We start from the raw sequence: 17676 nt of genomic DNA on the forward strand, positions 1-17676 counted from the left end.
CGTACCGGGCGGCCCGCGCGAGCGGGAGGGCGGGGCGCAGAGCGGCCCGCGCCCGTCCCAGCTCCCGCTGCTCCGTCCCGTGCGCTCCGCGCCCCTGTTCGGCGACCGCTCTGCGTGCTACGTTTGCTACAGATCCGGCGACCGCCGGTCCGCCGACAGGCACGGCACCAGGGGGAGCGATGACCACCGTCCCGCACCGCGAGCTCCGCAACAGCAGCTCCGAGATCCTGCGCCGGGTCGAGGCGGGGGAGTCCTTCGTCATCTCGAACAACGGCCGGGCGGTGGCGCGGCTGATCCCCTATGCGCGGTCTCCTCTGGAGGCGCTGCGCGACGCCGGTCGGGTGACGGCGAGGACGCGCGTCGACATCGCGACGCTCCCGTTCGTCACGATCGCCGACGGGGCGACCTCGGAGGAGATCCTGGACGATCTGCGGGGCGACCGGTGATCGTCTACCTCGACACCTCCGCCGTGCTGAAGCTGATCATCGAGGAACCGGAGAGCGCCGCGATGCGGGAGGCGTTCGCGGCCTGGCAGGCCGACGGCGCGGATCTCGTCTCCTCCTTCCTGCTGTTCACCGAGCTCCATCGCGCGGCGGCTCGCCGCGGCCTCGGAGGCGCCGACGGCACGGGAGGCTCGGCCGTGATCGACATGGTGCTGGCCGGGATCGGCCTGATCGATGTGGACCGTTCGCATCTCGTCGCGGCGGCGCGGGAGTCCGGGGGCCTGCGGAGCGCCGATGCGATCCACCTCGCCGTCGCGCGATCGGTCGAGGCGGATCTCCTGGTCGTGCACGACAGGGAGCTGTTCGCCGCCGCGCGCTCGGCGGGCGTCGCGCCGATCGCGCCCGGCCGTCCGACGGCGGGAGGCGAGCGGCCCGCGCGCCGATAGGCGCCGCGCTCGCCGGTAGACTCCCCGCTCGTGACCTCTCCTGCGACTCACCGATGGACCGACCGGCGCCAGAGCGCCGTGGCGGCGCGCAAGGAGTCCTATGAGCAGCTGCGCCGGGCGAGCACCTGGCGCCTGCTCGCAGCGCACAAGGCTCCTGCGGTGCTGTCGATCCTGCAGGCGGTGCTGCCGCCCGGCGATCGGCGTCTGCCGCGCAGCGAGTTCGTGGCCCGCGTCGGCGCGCATCTGGATCTCCTGCGCGATGAGGATCAGGAGGGGAGCGGGCGCAGCGCCGCCGAGTACGTCGACGGCTGGGTCCGCGAGGGCTATCTGACCCGCCGGGACGACCCGCAGCATCCGGAGACGACCTTCGAGCCCTCCCCGGCGACGATCGATGCGATCCAGTTCATCGCCTCCCTCGAGGAGCATCGCCCGACGACCACGCAGTCGCGCCTGACGCTCGTCGTCCAGCAGTTCGAACGCCTCGTGCAGGAGACCGAGTCGGATCGCGACATCCGGCTCGCGGATCTCCAGCGCCGGCGCGAGCGGATCGAGGCGGAGATCCGCGAGCTCTCCGAGGGCGAGCTGATGCTGCCGAGCACCGAGGCCTCGGTGGACCGGCTGCGGGACATCCTGCAGATCGCCCAGGAGCTCTCGAGCGACTTCCTCCAGTACCGGGAGGACCTGCGCGCCGTCGACCTGCATCTGCGCGAGCAGATCCTCTCCCCGGAGTCCTCCCGCGGCGAGATCCTCGAGCAGCTGCTCGCGGGCGACGACCTGCTGGGCCAGTCGACGGTGGGCCGCACCTTCACGGCCTTCTTCCGCATGCTCAACGACCCGGCGCAGACCCGCACCGCGCAGGAGCTCGTCGACCGGCTCCTCGAGCGCGACTTCGCCCGCTCCCTCGACCGCATGGAGCGGGAGCGCCTCGCGAACGTGTTCTCGGACCTCTACGAGCCGGCGCAGGAGGTCCTCGATGTGAAGACCGAGCTGTACCGCTCGCTGGCCCGCTTCGTGCGCTCGCAGGACTTCCGCCAGCACCGGGTGCTGCTGGAGGCGCTCCAGGAGGCCCAGGGCATCGCCCTCGCCCAGAAGGACGAGGTCGCGACGAAGGCGCCCTTCCCGCGGGAGCCCTTCCTCTCGCGCGTGCGGATGAGCTCCGTCGCCCAGCATCGCCTGAAGGATCCGACGGATCCCGGCGCCCCCGCGGAGGCCGAGGTCCACGACGCCACGGCGCTGAGCGTCGAGGTGCTCGAGGATCTCGTGCGCACCAACGACATCGACATCGTGGGCCTCACGGGCCAGGTCAACGACGTCCGGGGACGGACCGGGCAGGCGTCCATCGGCGATGTGCTGCGCGAGCATCCGGCGGAGCAGGGCCTCGCGAGCGTCATCGGTCTGATGTTCCTCGCCACCCAGCACGCCCAGCCCCGCGAGGGCTCGACGGAGACCGTCGGCTGGCAGGAGCTCGACGGCGACGCCTATGCGGCGCGCGTGCCGGCCTTCTACTTCCTCGACGACCTGCCGCTCGACTAGGCCGGGCCGCCGTCCGGCGAGGCCGTCCCGTCATCGTCGCCGTCGGCGAGCCTATCGTCGAGCCCGTCGTCGGGCCCGTCCGCGTCCCGGTCCAGCTCCGCGAGCGCCGGGGCGACGTCCGCGCGCAGCCGCTCGAGATCGGCGCCGTACGCGCTCATGCGGCAGCCGCGGCCGTTGGGCTTCAGGGCGATGCCCTCGGCCTGCCAGTGCTCGCGGGCGCGCTCGATGAGCGGATGGTCGCCGTCCGCGCTGGTCACGCGCCACCACGGGATTGTCGAGCCCCAGGTGCGCAGGATGCGGCCGACGAGCCGCGGGCCGACGCCGACGACGGCGCCGATCTCCCCGTAGGCGGCGACGCGCCCCGGCGGGATCGCCTCGACCGTCCGCAGGACGCGCTCGACGGTCAGATCGTCCATGCGCGTGCGACCCCGGCGCTCCGGCTCCAGCTCCGGCTCCGGCGCCGCGGCCGCCGACGCCGTCGCTGACGCCGCCGACGTCGCCGACGATGCCGGCTGCGCGGGCGGGGAGGGAGGCATGGTCGCCAGTGTGCCACTGCGTGCCGCCGAGCACGGATCCAGCACGGATCCAGCGCGGATCCAGTGCGGATCCGGCACGGATCCGGCAGAGCCTGCCGGTACAGTGAGTCCCCGTGACCAGCTCTGCATCGTCCCCGTCCGAGGCCCCCGTCGACGCCGACCTGACCGGCTCCGCGCCGGGCGGTGCGCTGGTGGACGAGTCCCGTCGGGTGCTCGTGAGCCTGCTGCAGGGTCCGTTCATCGACGGCCGTCGCGATCCCGCCCGCTACGCGCAGCTGCTGCGCGATCGCACGGCGATCCAGAACCGTCTCGCGGACCTCTTCCTCGAGCTCATCGTCGACGACGATGCGCAGGTCGCCTTCGTGCGCCAGAGCGAGGACGATCCCGATGCCCCCAAGCTGCTGCGCCGACTGACGGGCCTGAACCGTCTGGACTCGGTGCTGCTGCTGGTGCTGCGCCAGATGCTGCTGACGCAGTCCTCCCGCGGGCAGCGGACGGTGGTCTCGGAGGCGGAGATCCAGCAGGCGCTCGCGGCCTACCGGCGCACGACCTCGACCGACGAGGCGGGCTTCGCGAAGGAGGTCCGCGCCTCGATCGCGAAGATCCAGCGGGCGGGTCTGCTGGATGAGCAGGGGGACGACTTCGAGGTCTCCCCGGTGCTGCGCCTGATGATCGGCCCCGACACCGCGCGCGAGTTCATCGCGCTGTATCGGGAGGCGGGGGTGAGCGGTCTCGAGGATCCGCGCGATGCGCGGCGCGACGCCGAGGAGGAGGCGGCCGACGAGGACGACGAGCTCGCCGAGCGCGACGATCCCGGAACGGACGGAACGGGCGTCGGACCCTGAGCGCTGGAACCTTTCCGGCGATGGCGCGCGGCGTGATCTGTGCCGCATCGTTCGGGAGGGACTGCAGGTGGCGCGCTTGAGCGGCGCCGATCAGTGCCACGAGAGCGCTCCGTCATTTGTGGATGCTTTCCGTTGCGTAATAAGGTCAGCCTTGCCTTGAAGGCCTGACCTGGGCTTTCGTCGTCGATCAAGGGACTACCGTGAAGCTCACCCGCCGTTCGCTCGTGCTCTCCGCGCTCGCTGCGCCTGCCCTCGCCGCCTGCAGCGGCGAGAGCGCCTCCACGTCCTCCTCGTCGTCGGCCGCGTCCGACGGCGGCTCCGCCGATGCCGGCGCCTTCCCGGTCACCATCACCCACATCTACGGCGACACCGAGGTGACCGAGGAGCCGACCCGCATCGTCACCGTGTCCTGGGTCAACGGCGACAGCGTGCTCGCCCTCGACATCGTCCCCGTCGGCCTGCCGACGGTCGAATGGGGCGGCAACGCGAACGCCTCGACCGACTGGATCGACGCCAAGCTCGAGGAGCTCGGCGCCGGATGGGGCAGCGAGAACGCCCCCGCCACCTACTCCGAGGCCGACGGCGTGAACCTCGACGAGATCGCCGCGCTCACCCCGGATCTCATCATCGCCGCCTACTCGGGGCTGACCGAGGAGGAGTACACGCAGCTGTCGAAGATCGCGAAGACGATCGGCCCGCTCGCCGCGAACTACACCGCCGGCTGGGAGGACGTCCTCACCGCCGTCGGCCAGGCCACCGGGCGCAGCGAGAAGGCGCAGCAGGTCATCGACGCGGTCAGCGCGGATCTCGCCGCCGTCGGCGAGGAGAACCCGGCGGTCGCCGAGTCCACCTTCATCGCCGGCACCCTCGGCCTCTCCGACAACTCGATCTCGCTGTACACCGGCGGCGACACCCGTCCCCGCTTCTTCACGGCGCTGGGCATGACCCAGGCCGATGTCATCACCGAGAACACCGAGAGCGAGGACACCTTCTACATGGAGTGGTCCGCGGAGCGGGCCGACGAGCTCGTCTCCGACGTGTTCTACACCTGGGCCTCCGCCGGCGACACCGTCGCGGACTTCCAGGCCAACGACCTCTTCGCCCAGATCCCGGCGGTCGCCTCCGGCGGCCTCGTGCTCACGGACGACGACCACCTGACCCTCGCGGTCTCCGCCGCGAACGCCCTGAGCCTGCCGTGGGCCATCGAGAACTTCGTGCCCTCGGTGATCGCGGCCGCCGAGGCCTCGCAGGGCTGATCCCGCCCCGTGCGCCGCCACACCCTGCTCGCGATCGTCGGGGGCCTCCTGGTCCTCGCGATCGCGAGCGTCCTCTCCCTCATGGTCGGGGCGCGCAGCGTGTCCCCCGCCGTGGTGGGGGAGGCGCTGCTGCACTACGACGGATCCCTGACGGACCATGTCGTGATCCGCTCCCGGCTGCAGCGGACGGCGGCGGGCATCGCCGTCGGCGCGGCGCTCGCCGTCGCCGGCGCCGCCATGCAGGGCATGACCCGCAACCCGCTCGCGGATCCCGGCATCCTGGGCCTGAACGCGGGGGCCTCGACGGCCGTCGTCCTCGGCGTCTACTTCCTCTCGATCTCGCAGGTCGGCCAGTTCATGGCCCTCGCCTTCGCGGGCGCCGCCCTCGGCACCGTGCTGGTGTACGCGATCGCCTCGCGGGGCCGCGACGGCGCCACCCCCGTCAAGCTCGCCCTCGCGGGAGCTGCGATCACCGCCGGCCTGGGATCGGTGGTCAACGCCTTCGTGCTGCTGGACCAGGCGTCCCTGGATCGGATGCGCTTCTGGCAGGTCGGCACCCTGGGCGCGCGCGGCCTCGGCGAGGTCGGCCTCGTCGCGGTGTTCATGGCGGTCGGCGCCGTCATCGTGATCGCCTCCGCGGGGGTGCTCAACGCGCTCGCGATGGGCGACGAGGCCGCCGTCGGCCTCGGGGTCCACGTGGGGCGGGCGCGCCTGCTGCTCGGCGTCGCGATCATCCTGCTGTGCGGGGCGGCCGTCGCGCTCGCCGGGCCCGTCGGCTTCCTCGGCCTCGTCGTGCCGCATGCGGCGCGGCTCGTCGTCGGCGGCGACTACCGGCGGATCGTGCCCCTGTGCCTGCTGCTCGGGCCGTCGCTGATCCTCGTGGCGGATGTGGTGGGGCGCGTGATCTCCCCGCCGGAGGAGGTCCAGGTGGGCGTCATGACCGCGCTGATCGGCGTGCCCGTCTTCGTGGCGCTGATCCGGACCCGGAAGCAGGTGGGACTGTGATGGCCGGACGCCGCTCGCGGCGCGCCCTCGCGGCGGGCGCCGCCCTCGCCCTCGTGCTGCTCGGCCTCGTCGTCGTGCGCGTCCTGGTGGGGACCCCGATGGTGTACCTCGATCATGCGCTGCGCGTGATCGGCGGCGAGACGATCCCCGGGATCTCCTTCATCGTCATGGAGAACCGCCTGCCGACGGCCGTGGTGGCGGTGCTCGCGGGCGTCGCCTTCGGCCTCTCCGGCACCGTCTTCCAGACCCTGCTGCGCAACCCGCTGGCGAGCCCCGACGTCATCGGCGTGACCCTCGGCGCCTCCGCCGGCGCGGTCCTCGCCATGGCCTACTTCGGCCTCGACGGGCGCTCCCTGTTCTGGTGCACCCTGCTGGGCGGCGTCCTCACCGCGCTGCTGATCCTGGGGGTCGCGGGCGCCGGACGGCCGGGGGCCGCCGGCGCGGTCGACAACCGCTTCGTGCTCGTCGGGATCGGCGTCGCCGCGGCCCTCAGCGCCCTGATCTCCTATGTCCTCACCCGCATCCCCTCGCAGCAGGCGGGCGATGCGATGCACTGGCTGGTGGGGTCGCTGTCGACCTCGACCTGGGATCGGGCGGCCGTGCTCGCGCTCTCCCTCGCAGTGCTGATCCCCGTGCTCGCGCTGCTCGTCGGCCGCCTGCGGATCCTGCAGCTGGGGGACGAGGCCGCCACGAGCCTCGGGCTCCATGTGCCGCGCACCCGTGTGGCCCTGATCCTGGTGGCGGTGGTGCTCGCGGCGCTGACCGTCGCCGTGACGGGGCCGCTCTCGTTCGTGGCGTTCCTGGCGGGACCCCTCGCGCGCGCGATCGTCGGCCGCCCCTCGTTCACGGTGTCCGCGCTGGTCGGCGCCGTGATCGTGCTGCTGTCCGACATCATCGGGCAGAACGCCTTCGGGAGCGTGCAGCTGCCCGCGGGCGTCGTGTCCGGCGCCCTCGGCGCGCCGTTCCTGCTGTGGATGCTCACCCGTGCCTCCGGCACCGGAACCGGAAGGTGACCCGCCGACCATGGCTCTGATCGAGGCGAAGGACCTGCACCTGGCGTACGACCGCCGGGAGATCGTGCACGGTCTCGACCTGACCCTGCCGGAGGGGCGCATCACGATCATCGTGGGCGCCAACGGCTGCGGGAAGTCGACCCTGCTGCGCGGCCTCTCGCGGCTGCTCCCGCCGGCCTCCGGCAGCGTGCTGCTGGACGGCCGCGAGATCCGCGGGATGCGCGGGAAGGACCTCGCGCGCCGGCTCGGCCTGCTGCCGCAGACCCCGATCGCGCCCGACGGCGTCACCGTCCGCGAGCTCGTCTCGCGCGGCCGCTTCCCCCACCAGGGCCTGTTCCAGCAGTGGTCGGAGGCCGACGAGCGGGCCGTCGCCGGCGCCCTCGCCTCCACCCGCACCGACGAGCTGCAGGACCGTCTGATCGACGAGCTCTCGGGCGGCCAGCGCCAGCGCGTGTGGATCGCCATGGCGCTCGCCCAGGAGACCGACGTGCTCCTGCTGGACGAGCCCACCACCTATCTCGACGTCACGCACCAGCTCGAGGTGCTCGACGTGGTCCGCGACCTCAACCGCGAGCGCGGCACCACCGTCGGCATCGTCCTGCACGACCTGAACCTCGCCGCCCGCTACGCCGATCACCTGGTCGCCGTGCGCAAGGGCGAGATCCACTCCCAGGGCGCCCCCGCCGAGGTCATCACCGAGCAGATGGCCCACGAGGTCTTCGCCCTGGACGCCCGCATCGCCCCCGATCCGGTCACCGGCACGCCGATGGTGCTGCCGCTCGGCCGCGACCGCTCCACCCCGCCCGCCCCGCAGGCCCCGCCCGCCCCGCAGGCCCCGCCCGCCCGTCCTGAGGAGGACCCCATGCCCGACACCGCGACGGACACCGCCGCCCCGGCTCCCATCCGCGTGCCCGCCGTCGACATCAGCCCCAGCCTCGCCTTCGAGCTGACCGTCGCGCGCGTGCGCCGGATCGGCGAGAACCTGCTGCGGCTGACCTTCACCTCCCCGGAGCTCGAGCACTTCGGCGTCGGCGGGCACCCGCTGGACCTGCGGGTGAAGCTGATCATCCCGGGGCCGGAGGCGACCGAGGACCACTTCGCGAACGTGCGCCCCTCGGCGCAGGTCGCCGAGGAGGACCTCGTGGACTGGTACCGGATCTGGCTGCAGGTCGATCCGGCCGAGCGCGGCTGGATGCGCACCTACACGATCCGCGAGCAGCGCGCCGCCGGGCATCCGGGGAACATCGGCGCCGATCCCGAGCTCGACATCGACATGGTCCTGCACCTGGACCCCGATCCGCAGCCCGGTCAGGGCGTCGCCGCCCGCTGGGCCGCGCAGGCGCAGGTGGGGGACACGATCACCCTGCTCGGCCCCAACCGTCGCCTGATCGGCCCCGACTACGGCGGCATCGAGTTCCGGCCCGGGACCGCGCGCACCCTGCTGCTGGCGGGCGATGAGACCGCGGCCCCGGCGATCTGCTCGATCCTCGAGGCGCTGCCGGACTCGATGAGCGGCCACGCCCTCATCGAGATCCCCCACGCCTCCGACGCGCAGAAGGTCCTCACGCGCTCGAGCGTCCGGGTGACCTGGCTCGATCGCGGGGAGCGCCCGCACGGCGAGCTGCTCGCCGCCGAGGTCGAGCGGGTCATGTCCGACTCCGCGCAGGCGTTCCGCGAGGCCGCGCGCGCGAGCGGCGCGGGCTCTGCGGCCGACGGGTCCGTCGGCGCCCCCGACGGCGTCCCCGGCGCCGACGACGCCGCCGCGACCCAGGAGCTCGAGGACGTCGACGTCGACCAGACGATCCTGTGGGAGACCACCACGGGCCACGGCTCCTTCTACGCGTGGCTCGCGGGCGAGGCCGGCGTGATCAAGGGCCTGCGCCGCCGTCTGGTCACCGACATGGGCCTGGACCGCACGCAGGTGTCCTTCATGGGCTACTGGCGCGAGGGCCGGCCGGAGGGCTGAGCCCCGACGGCTCCGGGGACGCGAAGCCCCGGAGCCCTGAACAGCGCATAGCGCCTGTCGACAGCGTCGTCGACCCATCGCAGGTATCGTTCCGATACCATTCCGGCCGCGATCGCATCAGGAGACGCGGTCGTGTCCAGAGGAAGGCCAGTGCGTGAAGACACCCGACACGGCGACGGGCCCGGACGGTCCCGCCCCCGCCCCTGAGGAGCACGGGGCGCGGACCCCGCGGGTCTCGGTCATCGTGCCCGTCTACAACTCCGCCCCGTACGTCGGCGACTGCCTGCGCTCGGTGCTCGACCAGACGATCCTCGACGGCGCGCCCGACGCCGTCGAGATCCTCGCGGTCGACGACGGATCCACCGACGGCAGCGACCGCGTCCTCGCCGAGCTCGCCGCCGCGCACCCGCAGATCCGCGTGATCAGCCAGGAGAACTCGGGCTCCCCGGGCGGGGCCCGCAATCCCGCGATCGGCCGTGCCACGGGGGAGTACGTGTTCTTCCTGGACTCCGACGACCTGCTGGCGCGGGATGCGCTCGCCGACATGGTCGCCATGGCGGAGTCCGCCGCGTCCGACGTCGTGCTCTGCAAGATCGCCGGGATGGGCGGCCGGCATGCCCCGGCCAGCATGTTCCATCGCACGGTCGCCGACGCCGATCTCGTCGCCGACAAGGTCTTCAACACCCTCGGACCCACCAAGCTGATCCGCCGCTCGCTCATCGAGGAGCAGCATCTGCGCTTCCCCACGGACCAGACGGTCGGCGAGGACCAGCCCTTCATGGCCGCCGCCTATCTCGCGGCGCGGAAGGTCTCGATCCTCGCCGACCGCGACTACTACTTCGTGCGCCACCGCGACGACGGGACCAACATGACGCTCTCCGAGCAGAGCGTCGCCTCCCACCTCGAGCGCGCGGTGCGCCTCGCACAGGTCGTCGAGGAGCGCACGGAGCCCGGAGCGCTGCGCGACGGCGTCCTGCGCCGCCCCTTCTCGCGCTCCATGGGCAAGGTCCTCGACGGCCGCTGGCTGCGCGAGGACGAGCAGTCACGCGCGGACCTCGCCCGCGAGGCGAGCGCGCAGCTCGCGCACCTGTACACCGAGGGGGTGAGGGAGGAGCTGCCGGCCTCCGTGCGCAACAAGCTGGACCTGCTCTTCGCCGGGGACCTCGAGGGGCTGCGGCTGTACATCGAGCATCGGGAGTCCGGGGCGCCGCGCGCGATCGAGCGCCGCGACGGCGCCTTCCGCGCCGTCCTGCCCGCCGAGCTCGCCGCGCACTTCGCCGACACGGTGCTCGCCGCCCCCGCGCCCGAGATCGCGGTGCGCCTCGAGGACGTGCGGATCACGGGGACCTCCGTGCGGATCGCCGCGAGCGCGACGCTCGGCGATCTGATCACCCCGCCCGACGAGATCGGGCTGCGGCTCACCCGCCGCTCCGACCATCGCGCGATCGACCTCGCCCCCGAGCCCGGCCCTGACGTCGAGCCCGACCCCGACCCAGGCGCCGACTCCGGCGCAGGCCGCGGACCTGCCGCGGGGGAGGGGGCGCGCGCCCGCCGCCGCGTCGTCGGCGTCGCCGAGGATCTGCCGCCCGGCGTCTGGGACGTCCACGTCCGCATCCGCGTGCAGGACTGGGAGAAGCTCGTGCGGCTCGGGAAGCGCCGTGCGAAGGCGCTCGAGCCCGAGGGCGCCTCGAACCTCGGGGAGCGGCCCGCCCGCCGCGACGCCCTCGTCGCGTACTACACCGAGGGGCACGGCAACCTCTCCCTCGACGCCGGGCTGCGCCTGCACAAGCGGGCGGCGACGGCGACGGTGCTCGGCCTCGCGCTCGACGAGAACGCGCGCTGCACCGCGCTCGTGCAGATTCCCCGGGAGCCTGAGCCCGGAGACGCCTTCCACGCGCGCATCACCGGCGTCCGTCAGCATTACGGACGGCATCTGCTGCCCGTCCAGCGCATCGGGGACCGACTCCTCGCCGTGCGCCTGCCGGCATCGTCGTCCCTGATCGGGGGCCGGATCGCGCTGGACTCCGTGCTCGGCGGGGTGCGTGCGGAGCTCCCGATCGCCGGGGCCCGGCACTGGCCCGCCCACGGCGCCGGCTACGGCCTCGCCCCGGTCGACGGCGGAGCCGTCGACGTGGTCGTCGTCGAGGAGCAGCCCGCGTGGACGGCGGACGACGCGGCCGCCGCGGCGGCCGCCGAGCTCACCCGGCTCACCCCGCTCACCGGGCACGACGGGTGCACCGGGGACGACGGTCCGCGCTCCGGTGCGCACGGCGCGGGGTCGCGCCTGCGCCGCCTGGCCGGCCGCTCCGTCGGCGCCGTGCCCGTCGTCGGACCGACGCTGGCCCGTGCGTCCCGCAGACTCAGGAGGAGGTGAGCGATGGCTCCCGCGATCAAGCTCTTCTGGTGGCGGAGGAATCCTCCGCACAGCCTCAACTTCGGCGACGAGTTCACCGCGCCGCTGATCGAGCGGCTCACCGGCCGCCGCGTCCGGTGGGCCTCGCCCGCGGACTGCGATCTCGTCGGCGCCGGATCCGTGGTCCAGATGATCCTGCGCAAGCAGGGCGGGAACCGGCCGACGTTCTGGGGAAGCGGCATCATCAGGCCGCTCGCCGCAGGGACGCCGCGCCCGACGATCGACGCGCGCGCCGTGCGCGGCCTGCGGACCCTCGGCGTCGTCGACTCCTCGGCGCCGGGCGCCCCCGGGTCGGGGATCCCGGCCGACGGGCGGCCCGCCCTCGGCGACCCCGGCATCCTCGCCTCGCGCCTGCTCGACGGTCCCGTGCGCAAGCGGTATGCCCTGGGGATCGTGCCGCACTACCAGGATGTCGGAAGCCCCGTGATGGAGCGCTTCCGAGGCCTCGGGAGCGCCGTCCGCGTGATCGACGTGGGCTGGACCCCCGAGGAGGTGGCGGCGGAGATCTCCGCCTGCGAGACGGTGCTCTCCTCGAGCCTCCACGGTCTGATATTTTCGGACGGCCTGGGCGTGCCGAGCATGCACGTGAGGATGGGCGACAAGCTCGTCGGCGGCAGCTTCAAGTTCGAGGACTACTACTCGGCCTTCGAGGGCGAGGACCGGTATCGGGTCTATGAGCCGCCGACGGACAGGACCCATTCCCTGCACGAGCTCGTCGACATCGTCCAGAGCACCCACGTCCCGCCCCAGGGGCTCGCGAGGCTCCAGCAGGGGCTGATCGAGGCCCTGCCCGTCGATGCGGTCGGCACCGTCGCCCCCATCGTCCCCGTCGAATGAGGTCTTGATGAAGAAGCGCCTGATCACCGTGCTGATCCTGCTGGGCCATGTGCTCGCGCTGCTGATCGCGGTGAGCGGGCTGCCGAGGATCGCGGCGCTCGTCGTCCTCGCGCTGTCGGCCCTGTGGATCCTGCGTCGGCTGCGCCGTCGTCTGCGCCGACCGCACTCGCGCCTGCTGGGTGCGTACGCGCCGGCCCGCATCGTCGGGGCCGCCGCGGTCATGGTGTGCCTGGGCCGGGAGGGGCTGAGCGTCTGGGACGGCATCGGCCTGGTCGCGCTGGCGGCGCTGGTCATGCTGACCTCCATGGAGGGCACCCTCGGTCGGATCTGGCGGGCGGGCACCCGCGTGACCGCGAACCTGCCCGGCCTGGACCTGGACCTGCAGGCCCGCCGACGCGGCGGGCTGCTGCTCCCGATCGGCATGGCGAGCGCGGCCGTCGCCGCGATCTCCGTGTGGGTGCCGGGGCTGAGCGTCCTCGCCCTGCTGATGGTGCTCGCGACGGGCGCGATGGCGATGCGCTGGACCGTGCAGGCCAGGCGCCAGCACGCACGCCTGAACGACGAGGTCGCCGCGGCGGTCCGCGCGCACGACCCCTCGGTGATGGTCTACGTGTCCGGCCCCGCCGGCACCGAGTACCAGTTCGGCGTGTGGACGCGCCAGTTCGAGGAGCTCGCGGAGCGCGGGGAGCGGGTGCTCGTGGTGACCCGCGAGCCGGCCCTGGCCTCGAAGATCGGCCGGCTGACCGAGCTGCCCGTGGTCAGCGCCTCCCAGATGGGGCAGCTGGAGATCATCCACCAGCACCCCTTCAAGGTCTGCCTGTACGTGAACAACGGGATGAAGAACTCCCACAACATCCGCTACTCGGAGCTCGTGCACGTGCAGCTGCTCCACGGCGACAGCGACAAGCCCTCGAGCTACAACCCGGTCACCGCGATGTTCGACCGGATCTTCGTGGCGGGGCAGGCCGGCATCGACCGCTACGCCGCGCACGGCGTGAGCATCCCGCGCGAGCGCTTCGAGATCGTCGGCCGTCCGCAGGTCGGGGACATCGAGCCCGCCCGTGAGCATCTCCCGCCGACGCCCGAGGGCCGCACCGCCCTGTACGCGCCCACCTGGACGGGCTTCAACGCGGACAACAACTTCGGCTCCCTCGCGCAGGGCCCCGGCATCGTCCGGGCGCTGCTCGCGGAGGGCTGGAGCGTCGTGTTCCGACCGCACCCCTACTCGCGCCGCAACCCCGTCGAGGCCGCGAGGATCCGCGAGATCGACGCGCTGCTCGAGGCCGACGCCGCCGCGACCGGACGCCCCCATGCCTTCGGCGCGCAGGCGAGCCGGGAGATGAGCATCGTCGAGTGCTTCAACGCCTCCGACGCGCTGGTCGCCGACGTCTCCTCCGTCCCCGCGGACTACCTGTTCTCCGAGAAGCCCTTCGTCATCACGAAGCTCGACGCCAGCTCGGACGAGGAGTATGCCGAGGTGTTCCCGCTGGCCTCCGCCGCGGTGATCATGGACCTGACGGACGAGGCCGGCATCGGCACCGCGATCCGCCGCCTGGGCGGGGACGACCTCGCCGGGCGCCGCCGGGAGATGCGCGCCTACTACCTCGGCGACATCCCCCGCGAGACCTACGCCGAGGCCTTCCCGCGGGCGGTGCTGGAGCTGGTCGCGTCCGTGCACCGCGACCCCCTCGTCGGGGCGGGCCGCAGCCGGGTCGACGAGGAGAGCGAGATGCCCGAGGACGACGAGGGCCCTGCGGAGGGTTCCGAGGAGGGCTCCGAGGACGCCTGAGGGCCCGTCGTCCGCGTCGGTGTGAGGTGGCACGCGCTCCCGATGTGAGCCGTCCCCCGGACCTGGGGGTCCTCGAGGTGCCGGGACTATGATCGACGGCGATCTTCCATGAGCCCGCAGGCGGACGAGGACGTCCCCGACGATCCCCGTCCCCGCTGAGATTGGTGCGTGTACGTGACGACTGGTGTGAGCGCCTCCGGCCCGGTGCCGGAGGTCCCGGACCCCATCGACCGGCGGTACGAGGCCGCCGAGGTCGAGAAGGCCGTCGCTGTGAACGGGCTGACCCAGATGGGCATCCGCCCGCCGCTGGTCTCCTACATCCGTGACCTGTGGAACCGGCGCGCCTTCATCGGCGTCCTCGCGACGTCGAAGGCGTCCGCGCAGAACCAGAACACGTACCTCGGTCAGGTGTGGGCGCTGCTGTCGCCGACGCTGAACGCGTTCGTCTACGTCATCATCTTCGGGTTCATCCTGCAGATCGGCCGGGCCGGGATCTCCAACACGATCGCCTTCATCGTCGTCGGCGTGTTCATGTTCCGCTTCTTCGAGCGCTCCGTGATGGCGGGCTCGCACTCGCTGGACAAGAACATGAACCTGATCCGCTCGGTGCAGTTCCCCCGGGCGGTGCTGCCGGCGGCGGGCGTGCTCGCGGAGCTGACGGTGCTGGGTCCGGCGCTCGTGGTCATGATCGTGATCTCCTACCTGTCGGGCTTCCTGCCGAGCTCGGGGGCGGTGACGATCAAGTGGTCGTGGCTGCTGCTGATCCCCGCGATCCTGCTGTTCTGGATGTTCTCCACCGGTGCCGCCTTCATCGTGGCGCGCATGGTCGCGGCGATGCCGGACCTGGACAACCTGCTCCCGCACCTGCTGCGGGTGCTCATGTACTGCTCCGGCGTCATCTTCTCGATCGACCGCTTCCTGGGCGACTTCAGCTGGGGCTGGATCTTCGCGTACCAGCCGGTCGCCGTGTACCTGTACCTGTGCCGTTCGACGCTGCTGGACGAGCCCTCGTCGCCGCCCGACCCGACCATGTGGCTGATGGGCGCGATCTGGGGCGTCGTCTTCCTCGTCGTCGGATTCCTCGTCTTCTGGAAGGGGGAGGAGACCTATGGCCGCAACTGACGCCTCGAGCACGGGTGCCGTCGAGGAGGAGATCGACTTCGAGATCGATCCCGAGGACCTCGACACGGCGCCGGTCGAGGAGGTCGACTCCGACCGCCTCTCGCTGCTGGTGAACGACGTCCACGTGACCTACCGCGTCTTCGGCGCGAAGAAGGTGGGCCACGGCCCGGCGAAGAAGCAGACCGCGTTCCGGCGCCTGCTCGCCCGTGGTGCCCGCGAGCCCGCGGTGCGGGAGGTCAAGGCCGTCCGCGGCATCACCTTCGCCGCGAAGCACGGGGAGTCCATCGGCATCATCGGCGTGAACGGGTCGGGGAAGTCGACGCTGCTGCGCGCGATCGCCGGCCTGATCCCGCCCGCGCAGGGCACGATCCATGTGGCCAGCAACCCCTCGCTGCTCGGGGTGAACGCCGTGCTCATGAAGGACCTCACGGGCGAGCGCAACATCATGATCGGCGGCCTCGCGCTCGGGCTCACGCCCGCCGAGATGGAGGAGCGCTTCCAGGGGATCGTGGACTTCGCCGAGATCGGCGAGTTCGTGAACCTGCCGATGCGCTCCTACTCCTCGGGCATGGGTGCGCGCCTGCGTTTCGCGATCTCCTCGGCCGCGGTCCCCGACATCCTCATGGTCGACGAGGCCCTCGCGACCGGCGATGCGACCTTCCGCGCCAAGAGCAAGGCGCGCATGGACGAGATCCGGCAGTCGGCGGGCACGGTGTTCCTCGTCAGCCATTCGATCGCGACGGTCCAGAGCATGTGCACGCGCGTGCTGTGGATCCATGAGGGCCGGCTCGTCATGGACGGGCCCGCCGACGAGGTGTGCCCGCGCTACAAGCGCTTCGTGGCCGAGACCAAGAAGCGCAACCTCGCCGCCTCCCGCGCGTCCGCCTGAGGCCGACGCCGCCCCGTCGGCTCCGCCGCCGACGACGCCGCCGCTCTGCCGGCGACGCCGCTCCGTCGGCTCCGCCGACGACGACGCCGCCCCGCCGCCCGGATCCCTCCGGGCCGCGGGGCGGCGTCGTCGTGCGCACGGGCGGGAGCGGGGCGAGCCCGCCCTGCTCCCGGGGTCGTCATTGGCGGACGACGATGTTCTCCGAGTCGATGAACTTGCCGACCGGCGACACGAAGGCCTCGATCACGTGCGCGACGTGCTCGGGCTGCATGATCGTGGTCGGGTCCTCCTCGGGGGCGAGGGTGCGGCGCAGGGCCGTCGCGGTGCGCCCGGGGGAGAGGCAGACGACGCGGGTCCCGTAGATGGCGAGCTCCTCGCGCATCACCTGGCTCATGTTGATGACCGCGGCCTTGGACGCGGAGTACGTGAGCCAGCCGGAGCGCCCGTTGATGCCGGCCGTGGACGCGATGTTCACGATCAGCTCGAAGCGGTTGCCGCGGTTCAGCAGGGTCTTCACGATGGTGAACGGGCCGTACACGTTCACGGACATCGTCTTCTCGAAGTCCGCCATCTTGACCTGCTGCAGCGGGATCGGGTTCGTGTACCCGGCGTTGTTGACGAGGATGTCGACGTTGCCGATCTCGTCGTAGACCTTCTTGACGGCCTTCTTCAGCTCGGTGCGGTCGCCGACGTCGACGGTCATCGGGACGATCCGGCGTCCCACCGGCAGCTCGGACTCGAGCTGGGCGACGTTCGCCCGGAAGTCCTCGGACTCGCGGGCGAACATGACCACGGTCGTGATCTCGTCGTTGTTGAGGATGAAGCGACGGGTGGTCTCGAGGCCGATGCCCCGCGACGCGCCCGTGATCAGCGCGATCTTAGTCATCGTCTTCCTCCTCAGGACGCAGGAGGAAGCCCGCCATCCGCAGATCCGTGCTGGTGGTGACCTTGAAGTTGACGTCCGACCCGGCGATGAAGTGCACGGGGCGGCCGCTGTCGGCGACGAGCGTGGCGTCCTCGGTGTAGACGAGGCCCTCGGCCTTCGCGCGCTCGTGCGAGAAGGAGAGGTCCGCCTTGGAGAACTTCTGGGGCAGCTGCACGTTGCGCAGCTTCGCCCGCTCGAGCGAGCCGGTGACGCGCGAGGTCTCCGGGTCGACGGGCGCGACGGTGAAGGAGATCTCCGACATGAGCGAGACGTTGGTGTGCTCGGAGTCGATGAGGCGCTGGAAGTCGGAGGTGCGCACGAGCGGACGGGCCGTCTCGTGGATGATCACGTCGTCGTTCGTGCAGTGCTCGATCATCCGCTGCACCGAGGCGTGGCGGGAGTCCCCGGCCTCGACGAGCGTGACCGGCGTGGAGACCGCGTAGGCCTCCAGGATCTCCTCGACGTCCTCGCGCCAGCCCTCGGGGTAGTTCAGGACGATCTGGGAGATCTGGTCGACCCGGTCCGCGGTGACGAGCGCGTACACGAGGATCGGGATCCCTCGCAGTTTCAGGAGCTGTTTCGGCTGGTTCGCACCGATGCGACTGCCGATCCCCCCGTTGAGCAGGATGAGTGAGTACATGCAGGCTTCCTTCGTGCG

The 17676-nt window shown here is 72.0% G+C and carries 16 protein-coding genes; 13 read left to right on the plus strand and 3 right to left on the minus strand.

The window, feature by feature from the left end; translation table 11 throughout:
• Nucleotides 1–179 precede the first annotated feature (179 nt).
• From ACXET9_RS09915 to ACXET9_RS09925, 3 genes are read left to right on the plus strand one after another with little or no spacing between them, the layout of a single operon-like run.
• Nucleotides 180–446, plus strand: a complete 267-nt coding sequence (locus ACXET9_RS09915) for a type II toxin-antitoxin system Phd/YefM family antitoxin (protein WP_457886421.1) — start codon at nucleotides 180–182, stop codon at nucleotides 444–446.
• Entirely contained in the window at nucleotides 443–889 is a 447-nt protein-coding gene (locus ACXET9_RS09920; protein ID WP_457886422.1) for a type II toxin-antitoxin system VapC family toxin, read from the plus strand. The genes ACXET9_RS09915 and ACXET9_RS09920 overlap by 4 nt, the downstream gene beginning before the upstream one ends.
• Before the next feature lie 30 nt (nucleotides 890–919).
• Entirely contained in the window at nucleotides 920–2422 is a 1503-nt protein-coding gene (locus tag ACXET9_RS09925) for a DUF3375 domain-containing protein (protein ID WP_457886423.1), read from the plus strand.
• Here ACXET9_RS09925 and ACXET9_RS09930 read toward each other — a convergent pair.
• Entirely contained in the window at nucleotides 2419–2958 is a 540-nt protein-coding gene (locus ACXET9_RS09930; RefSeq protein WP_457886424.1) for an MGMT family protein, read from the minus strand. The two genes, ACXET9_RS09925 and ACXET9_RS09930, sit on opposite strands and share 4 nt — an antisense overlap.
• 113 nt (nucleotides 2959–3071) lie before the next feature.
• On the opposite strand from ACXET9_RS09930, the gene ACXET9_RS09935 reads away from it, so the two are divergent.
• The 10 genes from ACXET9_RS09935 (at nucleotide 3072) to ACXET9_RS09980 (ending at nucleotide 16093) form a co-directional block, all read left to right on the plus strand.
• On the plus strand, nucleotides 3072–3803 hold the full coding sequence (locus ACXET9_RS09935; protein ID WP_457886425.1) for a DUF4194 domain-containing protein: 732 nt from the start codon (nucleotides 3072–3074) through the stop codon (nucleotides 3801–3803).
• Nucleotides 3804–4003: 200 nt separating this feature from the next.
• On the plus strand, nucleotides 4004–5059 hold the full coding sequence (locus ACXET9_RS09940) for an ABC transporter substrate-binding protein (RefSeq protein WP_457886426.1): 1056 nt from the start codon (nucleotides 4004–4006) through the stop codon (nucleotides 5057–5059).
• Nucleotides 5060–5068: 9 nt separating this feature from the next.
• Nucleotides 5069–6064 carry a FecCD family ABC transporter permease gene (locus ACXET9_RS09945; RefSeq protein ID WP_457886427.1) on the plus strand — a complete coding sequence of 332 codons (996 nt, stop codon included), beginning with the start codon at nucleotides 5069–5071 and terminating at the stop codon, nucleotides 6062–6064.
• Nucleotides 6064–7077, plus strand: a complete 1014-nt coding sequence (locus tag ACXET9_RS09950) for a FecCD family ABC transporter permease (RefSeq protein WP_457886428.1) — start codon at nucleotides 6064–6066, stop codon at nucleotides 7075–7077. Before ACXET9_RS09945 ends, ACXET9_RS09950 begins: the two co-directional genes overlap by 1 nt.
• A gap of 10 nt (nucleotides 7078–7087) precedes the next feature.
• On the plus strand, nucleotides 7088–9043 hold the full coding sequence (locus ACXET9_RS09955) for an SIP domain-containing protein (RefSeq protein ID WP_457886429.1): 1956 nt from the start codon (nucleotides 7088–7090) through the stop codon (nucleotides 9041–9043).
• Nucleotides 9044–9197: 154 nt separating this feature from the next.
• Nucleotides 9198–11417 carry a glycosyltransferase family 2 protein gene (locus tag ACXET9_RS09960; RefSeq protein WP_457886430.1) on the plus strand — a complete coding sequence of 740 codons (2220 nt, stop codon included), beginning with the start codon at nucleotides 9198–9200 and terminating at the stop codon, nucleotides 11415–11417.
• Between the two features lie 3 nt (nucleotides 11418–11420).
• A complete protein-coding gene (locus ACXET9_RS09965) occupies nucleotides 11421–12293 on the plus strand; it encodes a polysaccharide pyruvyl transferase family protein (RefSeq protein ID WP_457886431.1) in 873 nt (290 codons plus the stop codon).
• A gap of 7 nt (nucleotides 12294–12300) precedes the next feature.
• Nucleotides 12301–14082 (plus strand): CDP-glycerol glycerophosphotransferase family protein, encoded by a 1782-nt coding sequence (locus tag ACXET9_RS09970; protein ID WP_457886432.1) that lies wholly within the window; start codon nucleotides 12301–12303, stop codon nucleotides 14080–14082.
• Between the two features lie 174 nt (nucleotides 14083–14256).
• On the plus strand, nucleotides 14257–15204 hold the full coding sequence (locus ACXET9_RS09975) for an ABC transporter permease (protein WP_457886433.1): 948 nt from the start codon (nucleotides 14257–14259) through the stop codon (nucleotides 15202–15204).
• Complete coding sequence (locus tag ACXET9_RS09980; RefSeq protein WP_457886434.1) at nucleotides 15191–16093, plus strand: ABC transporter ATP-binding protein; 903 nt, start codon at nucleotides 15191–15193, stop codon at nucleotides 16091–16093. Before ACXET9_RS09975 ends, ACXET9_RS09980 begins: the two co-directional genes overlap by 14 nt.
• Before the next feature lie 178 nt (nucleotides 16094–16271).
• Here the strand turns inward: ACXET9_RS09980 and ACXET9_RS09985 are convergent, their stop codons facing one another.
• The gene (locus tag ACXET9_RS09985; protein WP_457886435.1) at nucleotides 16272–16979 is read right to left on the minus strand and encodes an SDR family NAD(P)-dependent oxidoreductase; all 708 of its coding nucleotides are present in this window, start codon (nucleotides 16977–16979) and stop codon (nucleotides 16272–16274) included.
• Nucleotides 16972–17658, minus strand: a complete 687-nt coding sequence (locus ACXET9_RS09990) for an IspD/TarI family cytidylyltransferase (protein WP_457886436.1) — start codon at nucleotides 17656–17658, stop codon at nucleotides 16972–16974. The genes ACXET9_RS09985 and ACXET9_RS09990 overlap by 8 nt, the downstream gene beginning before the upstream one ends.
• Nucleotides 17659–17676 lie beyond the last annotated feature (18 nt).

This window comes from Brachybacterium netajii (SeqCode) (genome assembly GCF_054114245.1).

Coding starts and splice junctions, on each gene's coding strand:
- ACXET9_RS09930 (WP_457886424.1), bottom strand. CDS start 2,958: ATGCCTCCCTCCCCGCCCGCGCAGCCGGCATCGTCGGCGACGTCGGCG.
- ACXET9_RS09985 (WP_457886435.1), bottom strand. CDS start 16,979: ATGACTAAGATCGCGCTGATCACGGGCGCGTCGCGGGGCATCGGCCTC.
- ACXET9_RS09965 (WP_457886431.1), top strand. CDS start 11,421: ATGGCTCCCGCGATCAAGCTCTTCTGGTGGCGGAGGAATCCTCCGCAC.
- ACXET9_RS09950 (WP_457886428.1), top strand. CDS start 6,064: ATGGCCGGACGCCGCTCGCGGCGCGCCCTCGCGGCGGGCGCCGCCCTC.
- ACXET9_RS09980 (WP_457886434.1), top strand. CDS start 15,191: ATGGCCGCAACTGACGCCTCGAGCACGGGTGCCGTCGAGGAGGAGATC.
- ACXET9_RS09990 (WP_457886436.1), bottom strand. CDS start 17,658: ATGTACTCACTCATCCTGCTCAACGGGGGGATCGGCAGTCGCATCGGT.
- ACXET9_RS09915 (WP_457886421.1), top strand. CDS start 180: ATGACCACCGTCCCGCACCGCGAGCTCCGCAACAGCAGCTCCGAGATC.
- ACXET9_RS09970 (WP_457886432.1), top strand. CDS start 12,301: ATGAAGAAGCGCCTGATCACCGTGCTGATCCTGCTGGGCCATGTGCTC.
- ACXET9_RS09955 (WP_457886429.1), top strand. CDS start 7,088: ATGGCTCTGATCGAGGCGAAGGACCTGCACCTGGCGTACGACCGCCGG.